This is a genomic window from Nocardia glycosmidis, from assembly GCF_052545115.1.
The window spans coordinates 235,240-252,382 of the sequence record NZ_JBQWRH010000006.1 but is presented as its reverse complement, the minus strand read 5'-3'; the positions used below and the strand labels follow the sequence as shown (position 1 = coordinate 252,382).

Here is a 17,143-nt window from a genome sequence, read left to right as displayed (position 1 = left end):
CCCCTTTCTGGACTGCGCCCAGCGGACTCGGCGGGGTAGCCGAGTTCTAGTCTTGCTCAATGTATCTGAGGGAGTTGACCGGCCGGGTTGAGGCCGTGTCGGCGGCGTACGCGGACAAGTTCGACATCACGCGTGATGCGACCTGGTTTCTGTTGAAACTGCAGGAAGAAATCGGCGAGCTGACACAGGCGTTCCTGATGAGAACTGGCCAGGCGCGCGACAAAGGCCGAACGCGGGAACAGGTCGAGGGCGACTTTCGCGACGAACTGGCCGATGTGTTGTGTCAGACGCTCTTGCTGGCTCATCACCACGGAATTGACCTGGAGCGGGCGGTGGCCGACAAGTGGCTGGTAGGGAGCCCGCCGGAATAATCGGCCGCTAGCTTCGGTCCACCAGCGGCCCGGGGACAGCCGCAGCCGAACTCGCCGCACACCAAGGGCGAGCGGTGGGTCGGCATTGAGCTCCCATATGGGGCATCCGGCCCGGAGGGCCAGATGGACAGGGCGTACTCAGCGGGCGCCAACCCGGCAGGTACCCACCGGCTTGTTTTCTCAGGGAACGCCGGGCCGGATATCTCCCGCGCGTGTCACACGCTCGCGCCAGACGCTCGTTTGTGGTGATCAGCGGCATATTCAACTGTTCGGCAAGCTCGACGTAGCTGCCGTCGGTGAGTCTGATCGCGGCCTGTCCGGACCAGGCGCCGATCGTCAGGTTATGGAGTGGGACGCGGTGTAGCGCGATCGCTGTGGCAAATATGTTGGCGCGGTGGACACGCCGAATCGTTGTCTTCGAGACTCGGCTGGAACCTGTTGTAGCAAATGGCAATTGTCCTGCGGCACAACAGTATTCAGGCGCTCGTCGGCGCGGCCGTAACAATTGTTTGCGCAGATTTAACCTAGAAATTTGCGCGTTGGCCGAGCGCGTCGGTTGTGCTGAACCTAAGCTAGTTGTCAAGTCTTCGGTTCCGACACCGTTGTCATCGGCCGATCCCTCCTGAGCGCGCGACTCATCGCGCTGTCCTGCGGCATGGAAATTCACCAGACACGGAGCGCCCATGACCATCGAAATTGCTGCGTCGCACCATCTGCGCATCGAAACTGCGACGCCGGGTGATCGTCTCACCGCTGAACCCAACCAGCATGCCGCACCCCGGATGCTCCCGATATCAGGTGAATCCGGACCGCCCCGGCAGCTCAGCTCGCTGGACGCACAGCTGCTGAACCTCGAATCGTCGATGACGCCGCTGCACGTCGGCGCCCTGACGACACTGGATCCGCAGTTGGGCTCCGGCAACCCGGTGACCGTCGCCGCTCTGCGCCAGCTGATCGCCGGCCGGCTGCACACCGTCGCGCCGCTGCGCTGGCGACTGCGGACCGTCCCGCTCGGGCTGGATCTGCCTTACTGGGACGATTGCGCGCAGGTCGACCTGGGCTACCACGTCCGGGACGTGCGTCTGCCCGAGGGCTCCTCCGACGAGCAACTCACCGACTTGGTAGCGCGTCTGCACGCCCAGCCGCTCAATCGCCGCAGGCCCCTGTGGGAATGCCATCTGATCTCGGGACTCTCGGACGGTCGCCAGGCCATCTACACCAAGGTGCATCACGCGGTGGTCGACGGTGTCTCGGCGGCGGAGATCATGGCGGTGATCATGGACGTGGTCGCCGAGTCGCCGGAAGTGCCCGTACCCGCCGCGGGTGTGCGCCTGGACCGGTCGCCGGCGAAGGTCGAAATGCTGGGCCGCGGTCTCGCGCACACGATCACCCGTCAGGCGGACCGCCTGACCGCGCCGCTACGGCTGGGCGGCGCGCTGCGGGAGGCATGGGCCGGCATCCGCAAGGCGAACCCGGACGTACCGTTCAACGCTCCGAACACTGCGCGCCGATCCTTCGCTTTCGTGTCGCTCCCGCTCGACGAGGTCAAGGCGGTGAAGAACGCCTTCGGCAGCACCGTCAACGACGTCGTCGTCGCGCTGTGCACCTCGGCGCTGCGACGGTGGCTCATCGAACACGATGTGAATCCCGAAAAGCCTTTGCTGGCAGCGGTTCCCGTGTCGGTACGCACCCCGGAGCAGATCGGCACGGCAGGCAACCAGTTCTCCATCATGCTCTGTGAGCTGCCCATCAACGAACCGGAGGCGCAGCATCGGATGAAGCTCGTGCACGAGGAGCTCACGGAAGTGAAGGAGCGTTTCCGGGCCGGCCCGTCGACCGCGCTGCATCAAGCCACCGCCGTCATACCTCAGCTCCTGCACGGCGCCGCCACCCGTGCTGCAGTGCGGGTAGCGGCGCCGGCGCTGCCCCTGGCCAACCTCATCATCTCCAACGTGCCGGGCCCGCAGATCCCGTTGTATGCGGCGGGCGCTCGGGTCACCGGCAGCTTCCCGATCTCCTTGCTCACCGAGCTCACCGGCGGTCTCAACATCACCGTCATGTCCTATGACGGCCACATCGATTTCGGGATTCTCGCCTGCGCCGACAGCGTTCCCGATGTCGGGGATATCGCCGAATACCTCACCGACGCGCTGCGCGAACTGGAGTAGGGGCGGCGGCGTCCGGCGTGACCGGTCGCCGACGTTCTCAGTGACTCGGCGACGCGATCTGCCAGTGCTCCTGCAGCGCGTCCGCGATCTGCGGGAGCACGGTCACCGGAATCCCCTGGCGCCGCAAGATGGTTCGGATTTCGGTGACCTGCTCGCGTTTGCGCAGGTCGTAGGCTCCCGCGACCGGGCGATCCACCGGTGGCATGGAGAGCAGGACCAGCTCGCCATGCGGTTCGTCGCCGCCGGAAAGGTCCAGCGCCAGCGACCAGCGGGCGCGTTCGTCCAGGAGGAAGCGACCGGCCACCACGCGATTCCAGGGGATGCTGGCGACCGTCCACGGCGTGCGCCGGTAGATGGCATCGTCGGTGAGTACCACCACGTCCCTGGTGAACAACGCGGCCGGCACGACGACGCCGACTGCGGCACCCACGAGCAGTCCGGTGAACACCCGGTTCACGCCGAACACCACAACGAAGCAGCCGCAGATCGCCACGGTCGCCAGGATGCCGAGCACGCTGTAGAGCGCCGCGCGCCGCGCCGGGACCACACCTGCCCGCACCGCTGTCATCTCGTCTACCCGCCTCTAGCGCATTTTCGGCACACGCTACCGGCCGGAACTGCGGCACACACCTGGAGAATTCCCAAATGTGACCGACTTGGCGGCGTCGCCCTACACCGTCAGCGCGACCGCGGCTTCTGCGGTGTATACCAGGAACGTCAGGCTCTGCTGGAAGTACAGCTGAACCGTCGTGGCGTCGTGGGACAGATACCCGATGGACAGGTCCTGCCCGATCCGCAGATCGAAATCGCCACCTCGGGTGGTGAGCACGAACGCGCCGGTGATGGCGGGCGCCCAGATGATCTCGCCGTCCGGGATCAGGCGTTCGATGTGGGTGCGGATCGGATGGCCGTGATCGGAGGTTTCACTCACCGCGGTATACAGGTCGGCGCTGAGCAACACCGAGTACGGCCCGTCGACACCCGCCAGCCGCAGCGCGCTCAAGGCCTGCGCGATCGTCTCCGGCACCTGCCGTGGGTCGCTGGGGATCGTGATCGCCTGGTTGGCGGAACCGGCGCGGATACCGATGATATCCGCGGCCGGATATCCCTCGAAGATCGCGCGATCCTCGGCGAAGGCGATCTTCTTGGCGGCGTCCTTCACCGGGTCGAGGTCGGTGTCCTTGGCGCCCCGCTCGACATTGTCGAGTTCCACGCGGGAGAGGGTGAACGGGACGCGCAGTTCGACCAGCGGCGCCACCACCCGTTGGCGGGCGAGCACGCCTTCGTCGGGCGCATCGATCGCGGTGGTGTGCCCGGTGCCCACCGCGGAGTAGTCGGTGCCATGCGGGCCGGACAGGTCCACCACGCGGCGGCCGGCGATGTGCCGTTTGAACGTGCGCGTCGCTTCCTCCTCGATGGCCGCCCAAGCCTCGGAGGTGATCGGCGCGAGTTCGCGATGGAGGTTGTTCATGACCGGGTGCTCCTTTTCAACGTGCCGATGCCGAGTGCTCCGTCGCTCGCGGTACCAGGGCATGCCGGGCTCGCGCCGTCGGTGCCGAGGGATATCGCGGATTCCGCCGCCTCCGGCGGGGCCGGTGGCAGATCCTCGAGAAAGTCGACCGACGGGGCGAAGAACGAGGTACCCGTGACAGCGACGGAGAAATCCAGGATGCGGTCGTAAGCGGCCTCGTCGGTGCCGAGGAACATGCGGGTGAGCATGCGTTCGACCACACTCGGGGTGGCCGCGTAGGCGATGTAGTAGGTGCCGAACTCGCCGTCGCGCACGCTGCCGAACGGCATGTTGGCGCGCAGAATCCGCCGCTCGGTGCCGTCCGGATCGATCAGCGTGTTGACCGCGACATGCGAATCGGCGGGCTTGTCCTCGTCGGAGAGTTCGAAGTCGTCCAGCTTGGTGCGGCCGATCACGCGCTCCTGCTGCTCGACCGACAGCGCCCGCCAATCGGCCAGCGGGTGCGTGTACTTCTGCACCGTCACGTAGCTGCCGTCCGCGAACAGCGGGTCCTCGTCGCCTACCAGCGCCGCGGCGGCCGCGGCGCGCCCTTCGGGGTTCTCGGTGCCGTCCACGAAGCCGAGCAGGTCGCGCTGCTCGAAGTAACGGAAACCGACGGTCTCGTCCACGATGGTCGCCGCGCCCGCGAGCCGGTCGGCGATGGCCATGGCCAGCTCGAAGCACGCGTCCTGCACCTGGGCCCGAAGGTGGAACAGCAAGTCGCCCGGGGTCGCGGGCGCGGTATGACGCGCTCCGGCAAAACCGGGGAACTCGTGCAGCTCGGCCGGTTTCGGCCCCGCGAACAGCCGGTCCCACGCGGCCGAGCCGATCGAGGTGACGCAGCTCAGGCCCGCGCCGGGCAAGCGGAAACCCACTGAGCGGCGCAGGCCGTTGATGTCGGCGAGCAGCTCGCGCACCGCTGCCTCGCCGCCCTCGTCGATCGTGGCGACCAGGAAGATGGCGGCCGGTGTGAGCGGTTCGAGGATCGGCTGCGGCTCACCCATGATCGAACACACTAGTGCGGGATCCGCGCCGCCGCCGGGTTGCCGCACCCGCGCGACTACTACTTGGCTACCGTCAACAGGAACGCGACGTCGTCCACCGCCTTGACGCTGTGGCGTGCCCTTGGCACCACGATCAGGTCGCCCGCCGATCCCTTCCACTCGTTGGCGCCGCTGATCAGCGTCAGCGTGCCGCTGAGCACCAGGAGGGTGGCCTCGCCGTAGTTGTCGTGCTCGGCCAGGCTCTGGCCAGCCGTCAAGCCGACCACCGTTTGTCGCAGCGCATGGGTATGGCCGCCGTAGATGGTTTGTGAACTGCGCCCGCTCGTGGCGGTGGCAGCCAACTTCAATTGTTGGCGCGCGACCGCAGTCAGCGATTTCTTGTCCATGGACCGCCTTTCGCAGATCACCACAGCCGATGCCGGGCTGCTGGCAACGGCTCGAGGCGCTCGGACGGACGAACGTCCGGCCGCCGCATATCGAGGAGTATGCCCGAGACCGCCGCGGCGCGGGTCCGGTTTGACCGGTGCGGGTGTGTTGCGATGTCGACGGCTCGTCAGCACCGTCTCATGTCCGATCAGCGGTTCGGCTGGGCGTCGGCCTCGGATCGGCTTCGTAAGGCGATGCCGTTAGGTGGAATCGGCTCGCGTGTAGTGGCGGATGCGGAAGCTCAGTCCGGTGCTCGATGCGCGCCAGGGCGGCGGCTCGTCGGGTTTCCATTCGGGACCGATCGCCGGTGCGTAGGCGTCGCCCTTGATCGCCGTATCGATCTCCGTGACGGACAGTTCGGTCGCGAACTCCAACGCAGCACGGTAGATCTCGCCGCCACCGGCGACCCACACCGTGTCCGGCGCGCACTGGGCCAGCGCTTCGGGCACCGAAGCGGCGCGCTCGGCGCCTTCCGCCGACCAGTCGGGCTGCCTGGTCACCACGATGTTGCGGCGGCCGTCGAGCGGACGGAATCGGGGTGGCAGCGAATCCCAGGTTCGCCGGCCCATCACCACCGGATGGCCCCAGGTGACCTGCTTGAAGTGCGCCAGGTCCTCCGGTATACGCCAGGGGATGGTGTTGCGGACGCCGATCACCCCGTCCAGGGTCTGCGCCCAGATCAGCCCGACGGTGCGAGTCATGCCCGCACCTCGCCGACCGTCGGTTTCGTCGTGTGCCGTCGTGCGGTGTCGCCATTCATTCGCCGACGCCAGCTCACACCGCCACCGGTGCCTTGATGACCGGATGGTGTCGGTAATCGACTACTTCCACATCCTCGTAGCGGTAGTCGAACAGCGTCGGCGCGGGACGCAGCCGCAGCGTGGGAAACGGGTAGGGGTCGCGGGTCAGCTGCTCGGTGACCTGGTCGACGTGGTTGTCGTAGATATGGCAGTCGCCGCCGGTCCAGATGAAATCACCGGGCGCAAGCTCGGTCTGCTGCGCGATCATGTGGGTGAGCAGGGCGTAGCTGGCGAGGTTGAACGGGACGCCGAGGAACAGGTCGGCGCTGCGCTGGTACAGCTGGCAGGACAGCCTGCCGTCCGCCACGTAGAACTGGAAGAACGCGTGGCACGGGGCCAGCGCCATCTTGTCCAGATCGGCCACGTTCCACGCGGACACGATCATCCGCCGGGAATCCGGGTCGGTGCGCAAGGTCCGCAGCACCTGGGAGATCTGGTCGACGTGGGTGCCGTCGGGCGTCGGCCACGACCGCCACTGCACGCCGTAGACGGGGCCGAGCTCGCCGTCGGCGTCGGCCCATTCGTCCCAGATGGACACATCGTGCTCGCGCAGCCAACCGACATTCGACTCGCCGCGCAGGAACCACAGCAGCTCGTAGACGATCGACTTCAGATGCACCTTCTTGGTGGTGATCAGCGGGAACCCGGCCGACAGGTCGTAGCGCAACTGATGGCCGAAGACGCTGCGGGTTCCGATCCCGGTCCGGTCCGTCTTCGCCGTGCCGGACGAGAGCACCAGTCGCAACAGGTCCTCGTACTGGGTGTCGAGGGTGGGAGCCGGATCGAGCGGGTGAGGGGCCACGCCTGGCAACTCTAGTCGTTGCTGGCAAGCTCACCCGCATGCGCAAGCTCTACGTGATCGGCATCGGCGCCGGCGATCCCGACCAGGTCACGCTGCAGGCGGTCAAGGCGATGCGGCAGGTGGACGTGTTCTTCGTGATCGGCAAGGGCGAGGCCAAGCGGGAGCTGCTCGACGTGCGCACCGCGATCCTGGACGAGCACATGGACCGGCCGTACCGGATCGTGCCGATCGCCGACCCGCGCCGCGAGCGCACGCCCGCCGACTACGTGGATGTCGTGGAGGACTGGCACGACCGGAGGTCGGCCCTGCTGGAATCGGCCTTCGCCGAGGTCGACGGCGTCGGCGGCATCCTGGTGTGGGGCGACCCCGCGTTGTACGACAGCACGCTGCGGATGATCGAGCGGGTGCTGGCCCGCGATGTGGTGCGCTTCGACTACGCGGTGATTCCCGGCATCACCAGTGCGCAGGCGCTGGCCGCCCGCCATCGCATCGTGCTGCACGGAATCGGGGAACCCCTGCGCGTCACCACCGGCCGCCGCCTGCGCGAGGAGGGACTCGGCGCGGAGAACGCGCTGGTCATGTTGGACGGCGACTGCTCGTTCACCGCGATAGCGGAGCAGGGCGTGCACATCTGGTGGGGTGCCTACCTCGGCATGCCCGACGAAACGTTGATCGAGGGCCCGCTGCCCGAGGTGCGCGCGGAGATCGTCCGCCGCCGCGCCGAACTGCGCGACCGCAAGGGGTGGATCATGGACATCTATCTGCTGCGCCCTGGTGCGTGAGCAGAACCGTCTTTTCGCGGTGCCGCTGGGTACCCTGGACCCGTGCCCGAGCTACCTGAAGTGGAAGCGTTGGCGCAGTTCCTCACCGAACATGCGGTCGGCGCGGTCGTCGGGCGTGTCGACGTGGCCGCGTTGAGCGCGGTGAAGACCTTCGAGCCACCGGTGACGGCACTGTCCGGCCGGGACGTGACCGGGGCCGGGCGCTGGGGAAAGTTCCTCGGCATGGAGTGCGCCGGGCTGTGGCTGATCACGCATCTGTCGCGCGGCGGGTGGCTGCGCTGGATCGACGAACCGAGCGCGACGCCGCCGAAGCCGGGCGGTAAGAGCCCGCTCGCGCTGCGGGTGCATTTCTTCACCCCGGAAGGGGCGACGCCCGCGTTCGACCTCACCGAAGCGGGCACCAAAAAGCGGCTCGCGGTATATGTCGTGGCAGATCCCAAGGCGGTGCCCGGCATAGCGCGCCTCGGCCCGGACGCGCTGGAGGTGACCGAGGCGCAGTTCGCCGAGATCCTGCACGCCACCTCGCAGCGGATCAAGACCGCGCTCGTCGACCAAGCGTTACTGGCGGGAATCGGCAACGCCTATTCCGACGAGATCCTGCACGTCGCGCGGATCTCACCCTTCGCGAACACGAAAACCCTGCCCGCTGACAAGCTGGCCGAGTTGTACACCGCGATGCGCGAGGTGCTCACCGACGCGGTGCGGCGGTCGGTCGGCCAGGACGCCGCCCGCCTCAAGGGCGAGAAACGTTCCGGCCTGCGGGTGCACGCCCGCACCGGGCTGCCCTGCCCCGTCTGCGGCGACGCAGTCCGCGAGGTCTCCTACGTGGAGCGTTCCTTTCAGTACTGTCCGACCTGTCAGACCGGCGGCAAAGTGCTCGCGGACCGGCGGATGTCCCGGTTGTTGAAGTAGTGACTCACATCAGCGTCGGTACCCGAACGCCTTGCCAGGCAAGACGTTCCGCCTGGTCCGGATGGGCTGGCGAGCCCGATGGCTGGCCGATCCGGGTGGTGGAGGACTGGCGAACCGCGGACGATGGATATCTACGGCTTCCACCATGGCCTGTACCGCCGTCGCTTAGGCTGGCGGAATGGCAAGCGCGAGTGTGTGGTCCGTGACAACAACCACTCCTACCGAGGAATCGGCCCAAGCGATCGCACGCGCCGCAGTGTCGGAGCGGCTGGCTGCAGGCGCTTTAATCGCCGGACCCGTCGTGTCCGTTTTTTGGCACCTCGGCGAACTCGGTGACGGTCAGGAGTGGCGGGTCGAGCTGCGAACTTCGAGCGCCACGCGGGACAAACTAGCGGATCGGATCAAGGAACTGCATCCTTGGGACAACCCGGAGCTGATCGGCCAGCCCATCGAATGGTGCCCGGAGGAATACGCGAACTGGGTGGACCGGTCTACAACCGCGTCGGAGTAGGGGCGCGCGCCGCGATAGCCCGCGCACGCAGTTGGTCTGCGCCCGGTACACCGGTTGCACGCTGCGCTACCTCCTGCACGCGGGCAAGCGGCCGTACCGACGCTACCTTCTGGGCCAATGTCAGGGCGGCCTCCGAGACCAACAGGGCCTCTTCGACATTGTCAGCGTCGAAGTATGCGTCGGCCAGCCAGGTCATGTACAGGGCTTTGTCCCTGGACCAGTGATCAGGGTACGAATCGAGCGCGCGCTTCAGCGGAGCCGTTGCCCTGTCCGGATCACGGAGAACCGACCACACGCGCCCTGTCATGATGTCCAACTCGTTGCAGTTCATCCACGCAAACCACTTCGCGGCCGGACGGGAGTTCTTCTGAGCGAGCGCATCGGCGGCGGCGTCCAGGGCACGAGCTGCCCGGTCGGAATCACCGATCGTGGCCAGCGACCAAGCCCGGCGGGATTCGAGCAGCGCCCGAGCCTGTGCGGGAGCGTCCCGTCCGATGGCGGAACATGCAGCGTCCGCTGCAACTACCGCTTCCCGGTCGCCGGTGGCGTAAGCGACTTGTATGAGGGCATTGGCTGCGAGTTCCCGATTGTCGGATTCGTTCGCGGCCCGGTGGCTGTAGCTGTACAAACTCAGTGCCTGCCCGGAGAACCCGCCGTCGAATGCGGCCCAGCCTGCCTGTTGTGCTTGCTCTCCCGCGAGCTCGGTCAGAGCGATTTGCGTCGCGGTGCTGTAGCTGGAGTGTCGCAAAACCTGCTCGGTCCTGGCCAATTCGGAAAAGTAGAGGTGGAAGGTGTCGCCCCCACCGGCTAGGTTGTCCAGGTCCTGCAGGCGGGTGAATCGGTGACGCATCTCGTCCAAGTCCGATGCGCCTACTCGCCCCGGCGATCCAGCTCCGATCAGCGGGACAGATAGTCCCGCCAGCGCTAGAAAATTCCTGCGTTTCGTGGCTTCATCCTGTTCGGCGTCGCGGCGGGTCCGTTTCGGGAATAGCCCGATCTCGGATTCCGAACCCACGCCCAACAGTGCCATGAGTGCCCGCCTGGTCGCAGCCCGAGGCCATCGGATCTCGCCACGCTCGAGTCTGCCGATCGCCTGAGCGTCGACCGCAGGACGACGGTATGTCGCGCGCTCTACCTCGGCGCACACCAGCTCGGCCAGTTCGGCATGTGTCCATCCGCGCGCCAGCCTGTGAGATTTGAACAGCTCGTTCGTCTTCGCCCCCCTGGTGGTCGAATCAGCTTGTTTGCCTACAGTTTTGCGCTGTTTTCCGGATCTTGCAGCGAGAACCCTGAAAACGCACCCAGTGTCGGGTTGACCAGTTCCCCGACTGAGCGTCGCCGCCGCTCCGCGGGCCGAGTCCCCGACACCGGGTGCACACCAACAGTCCAGCAGAACACACACGCCAAGGGGTATGAGATGCCCGCAGAACTCTCAGCCGTATTGATCGTCGTAGCCGCCGTCGGCGGATTAGGCATCGTGCTGTTTTCGGTGCTGCCCTGGATTCTCGACCACGCTGGAAGCAGGTGCCATACGCCGCCATTGACGCGGTACACCATCCCCGAAGCCCGACTGGTGATGCAGAGGCTGATCGACTGCGACACCGCCACCTGCGCCGCAAAGGATGCAGCGTTCCGCACGCTGATCGACGCCAAGTTGGTTACACCGGCGAGGGCAGACCGATGATAGTCCAGGCCACCCGGGAGCAGATCGGCCGTTGGGAGCTGCGCAGCCGTGACTGCAAACAAGCCGTGTGCGTCGAAGGCCAAGAGCATGCGCGGTACCTACTGTCCGCTCATGCTGGGCACGGCGGCGAATGCCAGCCCTACCAGGACGCGCTCAGTGCGGTATCGGCGGCACTCGGATGATCTGGATAAACGACTACTGCGGCGACGGCAACCTGCCCGCTGACGTCGAGCATGCCCGCAGACTGCTCGAGCTTCACGCTCGGTGTACACCCCAGGAAATCGGCGGCGATGGTGTGGCTCAACCGACTCGGCATCCGCGATGGCGCTCGCTGAATCGCACGCGAAGGTGCTTGGCGTGCTGTCCGCGCTGAGCCTACGGAGGCGCTGACCATTCGGGAGCTGCGCACCCGCGCGGGACTCTCGGATCGCCGCGCGAGCGGCCGTGCGGTCGCTCACCTGCCAGGGTCTCGCACGTGGCATCCCCGGCACCCGATCCGCTGGCGGATTACCGAGTCTGGTCGGGGAGCCCGTCTTCCGCGATTACCAGACCACATTTCGAAAGTCCATGTCTCCCTATTAGGAAGGAACAGAAGTGAGAACTATGCACACGGTAATTGCAGGCGGCGCCGGGTTGATTGGTAGCCATCTCGCGCTCACGCTGCTCGAGCAGGGGCACAAGGTGACCGTGATCGATAACTTCTCCACTGGTCACCAGGCGAATCTTGCTGCTGCGAGCGAGGACCCGGCTCTATGGGTGCGCCATGGAGACGTGACGCACCGGAGCGCGTTCTCGGGATTGTCGGACGTGACTGCGATTGTGCATTTGGCGTGCCCGGCCGCGCCTGCGATGTATCAGCAGATGCCGGTCCAGACATTGCGGGCCGGGTCGGTGGGCACCATGAACGCTCTCGAGGCTGCCGCGACCTACGATGCGCGAATCGTGTTGGCGTCGAGCAGCGACGTGTACGGCGATACGAGGGAGCATCCGCAGGCCGAGACGTGTCGCGGTGCGATCGATCCGCTCGGGCCGCGGTCGGCCTACGAGGTGACCAAGATGTTCACCGAGGCCGCCGCGGTCGCCTACCACCGCCACCACGGTGTGCGGGCCGGAGTGATCCGCCCGTTCAATGTGTACGGGCCGCACATGTGGCCGGGCGACAGCCGGGTTGTTCCCGCGTTCTGCGCGGCTGCGCTGTCGGGGCAGACTCTGCGTCTGCACGGCGGGAAGCAGACACGCAGTCTGCTCTACGTCGATGACGCCGTCGCCGCTGTGCGCGCGATGCTGGAATGCGATGCATTCGGGCCCGTCAACGTCGGTGCGACGGAGGAGGTGAGCATCCGGGATCTGGCCGAGATGGTCGTTCGGATCGTTGGTGCCGGTGAGGTCGAGGTCGTCGACGGCCGTGAGCAGGACGCGCCGTCGAGGTGCCCGGATATGTGCCGGACCCATGAGCTCCTGGGATGGAAGGCCAAGGTCTCGCTGGCCGAAGGCCTCGGGCGCACGGTGGAGTGGATGCGCGCCCACGGTGCCGGGCCCGCACTCGCCGAAGCGGTATGCGCATGAGCGCCGTGCGGTTCGTGGTGCCGGCCAACTGGTCCAACCTCACCGAGCAGAATCTGTCGGAATTACGTTGCACCGCCGACACGCTCGGCGAGGCGTTGCGGTGGCTGGCGGGGCAGTACCCTGCTGTGGCGAACCGGATCCTGACCCCCGAAGGGCAGATTCCTCGATATGCCACAGTTGCCCTCGACGGTGAGCGCGTGAGCGATGTATATGGACTCGACTGGCCGCTATCGGGAGCTGATCACGAGGTCTGTGTCCTGTCGGCGTTCATGGGTGGCTGAGTGATGGCCACCGACATGGTGTGGATCCCAGGCGGGGTGGTCGAGATCGGCTCGCCGGAGGTACACCTTGCCTCCCTCGCTGACCAGCAGCACTATTCGAGGGACTGGTTCGATGACGAGGCACCCCAACACAACGTGACCGTGGCCGGGTGCTGGCTGGACAGGCACCCGGTCACCAACGCCCAGTTCGCCGAGTTCGTCTACGACACCGGATGGGTCACCGCGGCAGAGCGTCGCGGTACCGGCCTAGTCTATGGCCCGGACTACTGGCAGGCGATGCCGGAGATTTCGTGGCGCTACCCGCGCCCGGACATCGACGCCGTCACCGATCGTGCCACCCATCCGGTGGTGCACGTCGACCACACCGATGCCGCCACGTATGCACGGTGGGCGGGCAAACGCTTGCCCACCGAGGCCGAATGGGAGTATGCCGCACACGGACCGGCATGGCTCGCCTGGCCCTGGGGGTCCACGTGGTCGGCGAAAGCGGCGAATACGGCCGAATATTGGGCGGGATGCGAGTTGCGTGAACTCGCCGACTGGAAACGCTGGTACGCGCAGTATTGGCGAGAGCACGGGCCAGCACCGGCCACCACCCCGGTCGGCCAGTTCCCGCAGTCCGCCTCCCCGTTCGGCGCACTGGACATGGCGGGCCAGGTCACCGAGTGGACTGCGAGCCTCTACCGCCCGTACGGGCAGGGTATTGGCGCGGGGTACGCGACCGCGGCGCGCTTGGGTTACATCGTTGCCCGTGGCGGATCGTGGAAGATGATGCGCTGGCAGACTCGAACCAGCGAACGCATCTGCGGGGTGCCCGACTACTCCGCTTACGATCTCGGATTCCGCTGCGCCGCCGACGCCCCAGAATCCACAGTTGTCGCCACCGACCATCACAAGGAGCAGCCACATGGCTGAGGGTTCGAACATCATCATCCGCAACTCCGATAACCAGGTGCTTCTGTTCTTACGGGACGAGAAGCCCGAAATCCCCTGCCCCGGAATGTGGGCGCTGCTCGGCGGATATCGCGAGCCTGGCGAGACGCCCGAGGAGTGCGTGATCCGCGAGATCAAGGAGGAGATCGGGGTGGTGCTGGACCCAGCCGAGGTCTCGCACCACTGCACGCGGCAGCGGCCCTGGGGCCTGCTCGAGCACACGTTCATCACTCAGCTGGATCTCGATCTCAGCCGCACCGTCCTGACCGAGGGGCAAATGCTGAAATGGTTCACTGAGGACGAAATCGCAGCGATTGTACTGGGATTCGAGGAGAACGAGATGCTGGCCGAATACTTCGCCGAGGGCAGAAGCCAGCAGCGCCCGATCGGCTGAACCAGTTTCTTCACACGTCTCCACCCAGCAGCGTCAGGTCAGAGTCGGTACCCGAACACCTTGCCAGGCAAGATGTTTCGCCTGGTCCGGATCATGTTCGATGCGTGCGGGGTAATCGATTATCAGGGTGGCGCGGCGGGCCTCGGTGTAGCCGGGCCAGGTGGGCAGCGGAGCGCCGGTGCGCGCGAAGGCGAGCCAGTTGTCCTGGAACTGCTCGGTGACCGCCCGTAGCCCGCGCCGCCCGCCCGCGGCGGTGAGCGCCCGGCCGAAAGGGGAGTCGCCGGCGCCGAAGACGGGGATGAGCTCGCTCGCGTGGGTGGCGCCGAGCCCGGCCAGACGCAATGCCCGCGGAGCGAAGTCGTAGCGATAGGCGTAGGTGGGCGCGTGTCGGCTGTGGCCTTCCATGACGGTCAGCGAGGGGCGCCAGAAGGTGAAGTCGCCGCCGGCGCGGATCGCGGCTTTCGGCTGGGGATACCCGGGATACGCTGCGGCGATACGGGATTCGGCGGCGGCGTCGGAACGGGCGAGCGCAGCGCGCAGCCGCCCCGGTGTGGTGGGTAGCTCGTCGGCGTACTTGGCGAACAGCGTTCCCTCGTCCCGGTTCGTGCCGATGATCAGCGGCACGCGCTGGGCGACGCCGTCGACGATCGCGTCGATGGGCGCGCGTGGCAGGAAGTCGCCGTCCACGACCGGACAGGCGGGGAAAACGCCTGGTTGTTCGCGCAGCACCTGGGTGAGGGTGCGGTCGACCGCGCGGCGAATGTCGTTGGCGGCCGCGGTGCGCAATGCGGTGCCCGCGGTGTCGGGTGTGGCGCCGAGCGTCGCGACACAGCGGCGGGCGAAGGCGCGGGCTTCGGCACCGGTCACGGTCCAGTCGGCCGGTGCGCTCTGCGAAATAGCTTGGTGGAACAAGCCTTTTGCCGCCGGAGTGGCCATGAGGCCGAGTACGGCGTGGGCGCCGGCCGACTCGCCGAAGATGGTTACGTTGCCGGGGGCGCCACCGAAGGCCGCGATGTTGGTGTGCACCCATTGCAGTGCGGCGACTTGGTCACGCAGCCCTAGGTTTGTCTCGAACGGTTGCTGGGGCGTGCCGAACTCGCTGAAGTCGACATAGCCGAACGCGCCGAGCCGGTAGTTCAGCGACACCACGACCACGTCGCCGCGCACCGCGAGCCGGGCCCCGGAGTACAGCGTCAACGCGGAGGTACCGATCAGGTAGCCACCGCCGTGGATGAAGACCAGCACCGGGCGCGGGCGCGCGGCCGGTGTCGCGGGCGCGGTGACATTCAGTGTCAGCGCGTCCTCGCTGGTCGGCTGGTAGGCGCGCGGCCCGATCCGCGCCCCGGAGCGATGCTGCATCGCGGCGGGCCCGAACTCCATCGCCGGCCGGACGCCGACCCACGGCTGGACCGGTTGCGGAGCGCGAAACCGCAAGTCTCCCAGCGGAGCAGCCGCGTAAGGAATGGATCGCCACTGACATACGCGTCGACCACGGCGACCGCGGACGACGCCATCGGCCGTCGCGACATCCGCGATTGCCACCATTCACCGATGGTAACTACGCGCGCCGCTGCTCCAACAGGCGCAGCCAGAACTCGCTGACCGCCGGAAAGGCCGGTACCGCATGCCAGAGACGGGACAGTGGCACCTTGCCGACCACCGCGATGGTGGCCGCGTGCAATTGCTCGCCGATCTCGGGGCCCACGAAGGTGGCGCCGAGCAAGGTGTCGGTATCGCGGTCGATCACCAGCTTCGCGTGACCGGCGTAGTCGTCGCGGGAGAGCGCGGAACCGGCCACCGCGATGTCGAGTTCGACGGTCTCGACCGAGTGGCCCGCGTCCTGTGCCGCGGCTTCGGTCAGCCCGACGGAGGCGACCTCGGGCGCGGTGAACACCACCTGCGGCACTGCGCCGTGGTCGGAGTTCGCGACGAACCGCGCGTCGTCCAGCGGCTTACCCTCGGCGCGGGCCGCGATCACGTCACCGCAGACCCTGCCCTGGTACTTGCCCATATGCGTGAGCGCCGCGCGATGGTTCACGTCGCCGATCGCGTACAGCCAGCGGCCCTCGACGCCGCGGACGGTGAGCTGGTCGTCGACCGCCACATAGCCGTCGGGCAATCCCACCGCGGCCAAGCCGAGCGGCTCGGTGGCGGGCGTGCGTCCGGCCGCGACCACGAGCTCGTCCACTTCGAGCGCCGACTCGCCCTCTGGTCCGCGCAACCGCAGCGTGACCGGATCGCCGTGGATCCATCCTTCGCCGGTGTCCTGCACCGCCGGGCGCTCGACAGCGGTCGGCGCGGTGCCGAACCGGACCCGTACGCCCGCTTCGGTCAGCGCCGCGGCCACCCGCTCGCCCGCGAACGGTTCCGCCGCCGCCAGCAGCGCCGAGCCGCGCACCAGCACGGTGACTTCGGCGCCGAGCGTGGCCAGCCAGGTCGCCGCCTCGCAGGCCACCACGCCACCACCGACGACGGCGACCCGGCGCGGCACCACATGCAGGTTGGTGACGTCCCGAGAGGTCCAGGGCAGCGCGGCGCGCAGGCCGGGCACGTCGGGGACGGCGGCGGTGGTGCCGGTGGCCAGCACCACGGCGTGCCGGGCGCGCAGCTGCTGTCCGTCGACGTCGACCAGGCGCTCTCCGGCCAGCCTGCCGGTGCCGCGCACGACGTCGACGCCGTTGCGCTTCGCCCAGTCGACCTGCGCGGAGTCGTCATGGTCGTGCACGAACGCGTCTCGTCGGCGCAGGACCGCGTCGACGTCGAGGCCATGCGACGAAATGCCCGGTATCGCCCGCGCGGCCGCCAGCACATGGCCCGGCCGCAGCAGGGCCTTGCTCGGAATGCAGGCCCAGTAGGAACATTCGCCGCCGACGAGTTCACGTTCCACGATGGCGGCGGTACGGTTACTGCCCGCGACGGCGTAGGCGGCGGCGTTCTCGCCCGCCGGTCCGCCACCGATCACGATGACGTCGTATTCAGTCGGTGTGCTCGTCATGGCT

The 17,143-nt window shown here is 67.2% G+C and carries 20 protein-coding genes; 11 read left to right on the top strand and 9 right to left on the bottom strand.

Features of this window, described 5'->3' with window-relative positions; all coding sequences use genetic code 11:
* Window positions 1–59: 59 nt before the first annotated feature.
* Window positions 60–371, top strand: a complete 312-nt coding sequence (locus ACT86A_RS10560; RefSeq protein WP_445091849.1) for a MazG nucleotide pyrophosphohydrolase domain-containing protein — start codon at window positions 60–62, stop codon at window positions 369–371.
* A gap of 683 nt (window positions 372–1,054) precedes the next feature.
* Window positions 1,055–2,539, top strand: coding sequence for a WS/DGAT/MGAT family O-acyltransferase (locus ACT86A_RS10555; protein WP_445091848.1), 1,485 nt, complete (start codon window positions 1,055–1,057; stop codon window positions 2,537–2,539).
* Window positions 2,540–2,576: 37 nt separating this feature from the next.
* On the opposite strand, the gene ACT86A_RS10550 is transcribed toward ACT86A_RS10555, so the two are convergent.
* The 6 genes from ACT86A_RS10550 to ACT86A_RS10525 form a co-directional block, all read right to left on the bottom strand.
* Window positions 2,577–3,107 (bottom strand): hypothetical protein, encoded by a 531-nt coding sequence (locus tag ACT86A_RS10550; protein ID WP_445091847.1) that lies wholly within the window; start codon window positions 3,105–3,107, stop codon window positions 2,577–2,579.
* A 102-nt stretch (window positions 3,108–3,209) separates the two neighbouring features.
* Window positions 3,210–4,010, bottom strand: a complete 801-nt coding sequence (locus ACT86A_RS10545; protein WP_445091846.1) for a family 1 encapsulin nanocompartment shell protein — start codon at window positions 4,008–4,010, stop codon at window positions 3,210–3,212.
* Window positions 4,007–5,053 (bottom strand): Dyp-type peroxidase, encoded by a 1,047-nt coding sequence (locus ACT86A_RS10540; protein WP_445091845.1) that lies wholly within the window; start codon window positions 5,051–5,053, stop codon window positions 4,007–4,009. Before ACT86A_RS10540 ends, ACT86A_RS10545 begins: the two co-directional genes overlap by 4 nt.
* 59 nt (window positions 5,054–5,112) lie before the next feature.
* Window positions 5,113–5,439, bottom strand: a complete 327-nt coding sequence (locus ACT86A_RS10535) for a cupin domain-containing protein (RefSeq protein ID WP_195133090.1) — start codon at window positions 5,437–5,439, stop codon at window positions 5,113–5,115.
* A 240-nt stretch (window positions 5,440–5,679) separates the two neighbouring features.
* Entirely contained in the window at window positions 5,680–6,180 is a 501-nt protein-coding gene (locus ACT86A_RS10530) for a dihydrofolate reductase (protein ID WP_445091844.1), read from the bottom strand.
* Between the two features lie 73 nt (window positions 6,181–6,253).
* Window positions 6,254–7,081: a thymidylate synthase gene (locus ACT86A_RS10525; protein WP_445091843.1), complete on the bottom strand. Its 828-nt coding sequence runs from the start codon at window positions 7,079–7,081 to the stop codon at window positions 6,254–6,256.
* Window positions 7,082–7,119: 38 nt separating this feature from the next.
* Between ACT86A_RS10525 and cobF the strand changes: the two genes are divergently transcribed.
* The 3 genes from cobF to cutA all read left to right on the top strand — a co-directional run bounded on the left by cobF (window position 7,120) and on the right by cutA (window position 9,286).
* Window positions 7,120–7,863: a precorrin-6A synthase (deacetylating) gene (gene cobF / locus ACT86A_RS10520; RefSeq protein ID WP_445091842.1), complete on the top strand. Its 744-nt coding sequence runs from the start codon at window positions 7,120–7,122 to the stop codon at window positions 7,861–7,863.
* A 42-nt stretch (window positions 7,864–7,905) separates the two neighbouring features.
* The gene (locus tag ACT86A_RS10515) at window positions 7,906–8,775 is read left to right on the top strand and encodes an Fpg/Nei family DNA glycosylase (protein ID WP_445091841.1); all 870 of its coding nucleotides are present in this window, start codon (window positions 7,906–7,908) and stop codon (window positions 8,773–8,775) included.
* Between the two features lie 178 nt (window positions 8,776–8,953).
* A complete protein-coding gene (gene cutA / locus ACT86A_RS10510; protein ID WP_445091840.1) occupies window positions 8,954–9,286 on the top strand; it encodes a divalent-cation tolerance protein CutA in 333 nt (110 codons plus the stop codon).
* On the opposite strand, the gene ACT86A_RS10505 is transcribed toward cutA, so the two are convergent.
* Window positions 9,267–10,688: a helix-turn-helix domain-containing protein gene (locus ACT86A_RS10505; RefSeq protein ID WP_508104363.1), complete on the bottom strand. Its 1,422-nt coding sequence runs from the start codon at window positions 10,686–10,688 to the stop codon at window positions 9,267–9,269. The two genes, cutA and ACT86A_RS10505, sit on opposite strands and share 20 nt — an antisense overlap.
* 15 nt (window positions 10,689–10,703) lie before the next feature.
* On the opposite strand from ACT86A_RS10505, the gene ACT86A_RS10500 reads away from it, so the two are divergent.
* The 6 genes from ACT86A_RS10500 to ACT86A_RS10475 all read left to right on the top strand — a co-directional run bounded on the left by ACT86A_RS10500 (window position 10,704) and on the right by ACT86A_RS10475 (window position 14,144).
* A complete protein-coding gene (locus tag ACT86A_RS10500; protein ID WP_445091838.1) occupies window positions 10,704–10,970 on the top strand; it encodes a hypothetical protein in 267 nt (88 codons plus the stop codon).
* Window positions 10,967–11,152: a hypothetical protein gene (locus ACT86A_RS10495; protein ID WP_445091837.1), complete on the top strand. Its 186-nt coding sequence runs from the start codon at window positions 10,967–10,969 to the stop codon at window positions 11,150–11,152. The genes ACT86A_RS10500 and ACT86A_RS10495 overlap by 4 nt, the downstream gene beginning before the upstream one ends.
* A gap of 421 nt (window positions 11,153–11,573) precedes the next feature.
* Complete coding sequence (locus ACT86A_RS10490; RefSeq protein WP_445091836.1) at window positions 11,574–12,536, top strand: NAD-dependent epimerase/dehydratase family protein; 963 nt, start codon at window positions 11,574–11,576, stop codon at window positions 12,534–12,536.
* Window positions 12,533–12,817: a ubiquitin family protein gene (locus ACT86A_RS10485; protein WP_445091835.1), complete on the top strand. Its 285-nt coding sequence runs from the start codon at window positions 12,533–12,535 to the stop codon at window positions 12,815–12,817. The genes ACT86A_RS10490 and ACT86A_RS10485 overlap by 4 nt, the downstream gene beginning before the upstream one ends.
* A gap of 3 nt (window positions 12,818–12,820) precedes the next feature.
* Window positions 12,821–13,732, top strand: a complete 912-nt coding sequence (locus ACT86A_RS10480) for a formylglycine-generating enzyme family protein (RefSeq protein WP_445091892.1) — start codon at window positions 12,821–12,823, stop codon at window positions 13,730–13,732.
* On the top strand, window positions 13,725–14,144 hold the full coding sequence (locus ACT86A_RS10475; protein ID WP_445091834.1) for an NUDIX hydrolase: 420 nt from the start codon (window positions 13,725–13,727) through the stop codon (window positions 14,142–14,144). The genes ACT86A_RS10480 and ACT86A_RS10475 overlap by 8 nt, the downstream gene beginning before the upstream one ends.
* Window positions 14,145–14,177: 33 nt before the next feature.
* Here the strand turns inward: ACT86A_RS10475 and ACT86A_RS10470 are convergent, their stop codons facing one another.
* The gene (locus ACT86A_RS10470) at window positions 14,178–15,689 is read right to left on the bottom strand and encodes a carboxylesterase/lipase family protein (protein WP_445091833.1); all 1,512 of its coding nucleotides are present in this window, start codon (window positions 15,687–15,689) and stop codon (window positions 14,178–14,180) included.
* Between the two features lie 13 nt (window positions 15,690–15,702).
* Window positions 15,703–17,139: a dihydrolipoyl dehydrogenase family protein gene (locus tag ACT86A_RS10465; RefSeq protein ID WP_445091832.1), complete on the bottom strand. Its 1,437-nt coding sequence runs from the start codon at window positions 17,137–17,139 to the stop codon at window positions 15,703–15,705.
* Between the last annotated feature and the right edge of the window lie 4 nt (window positions 17,140–17,143).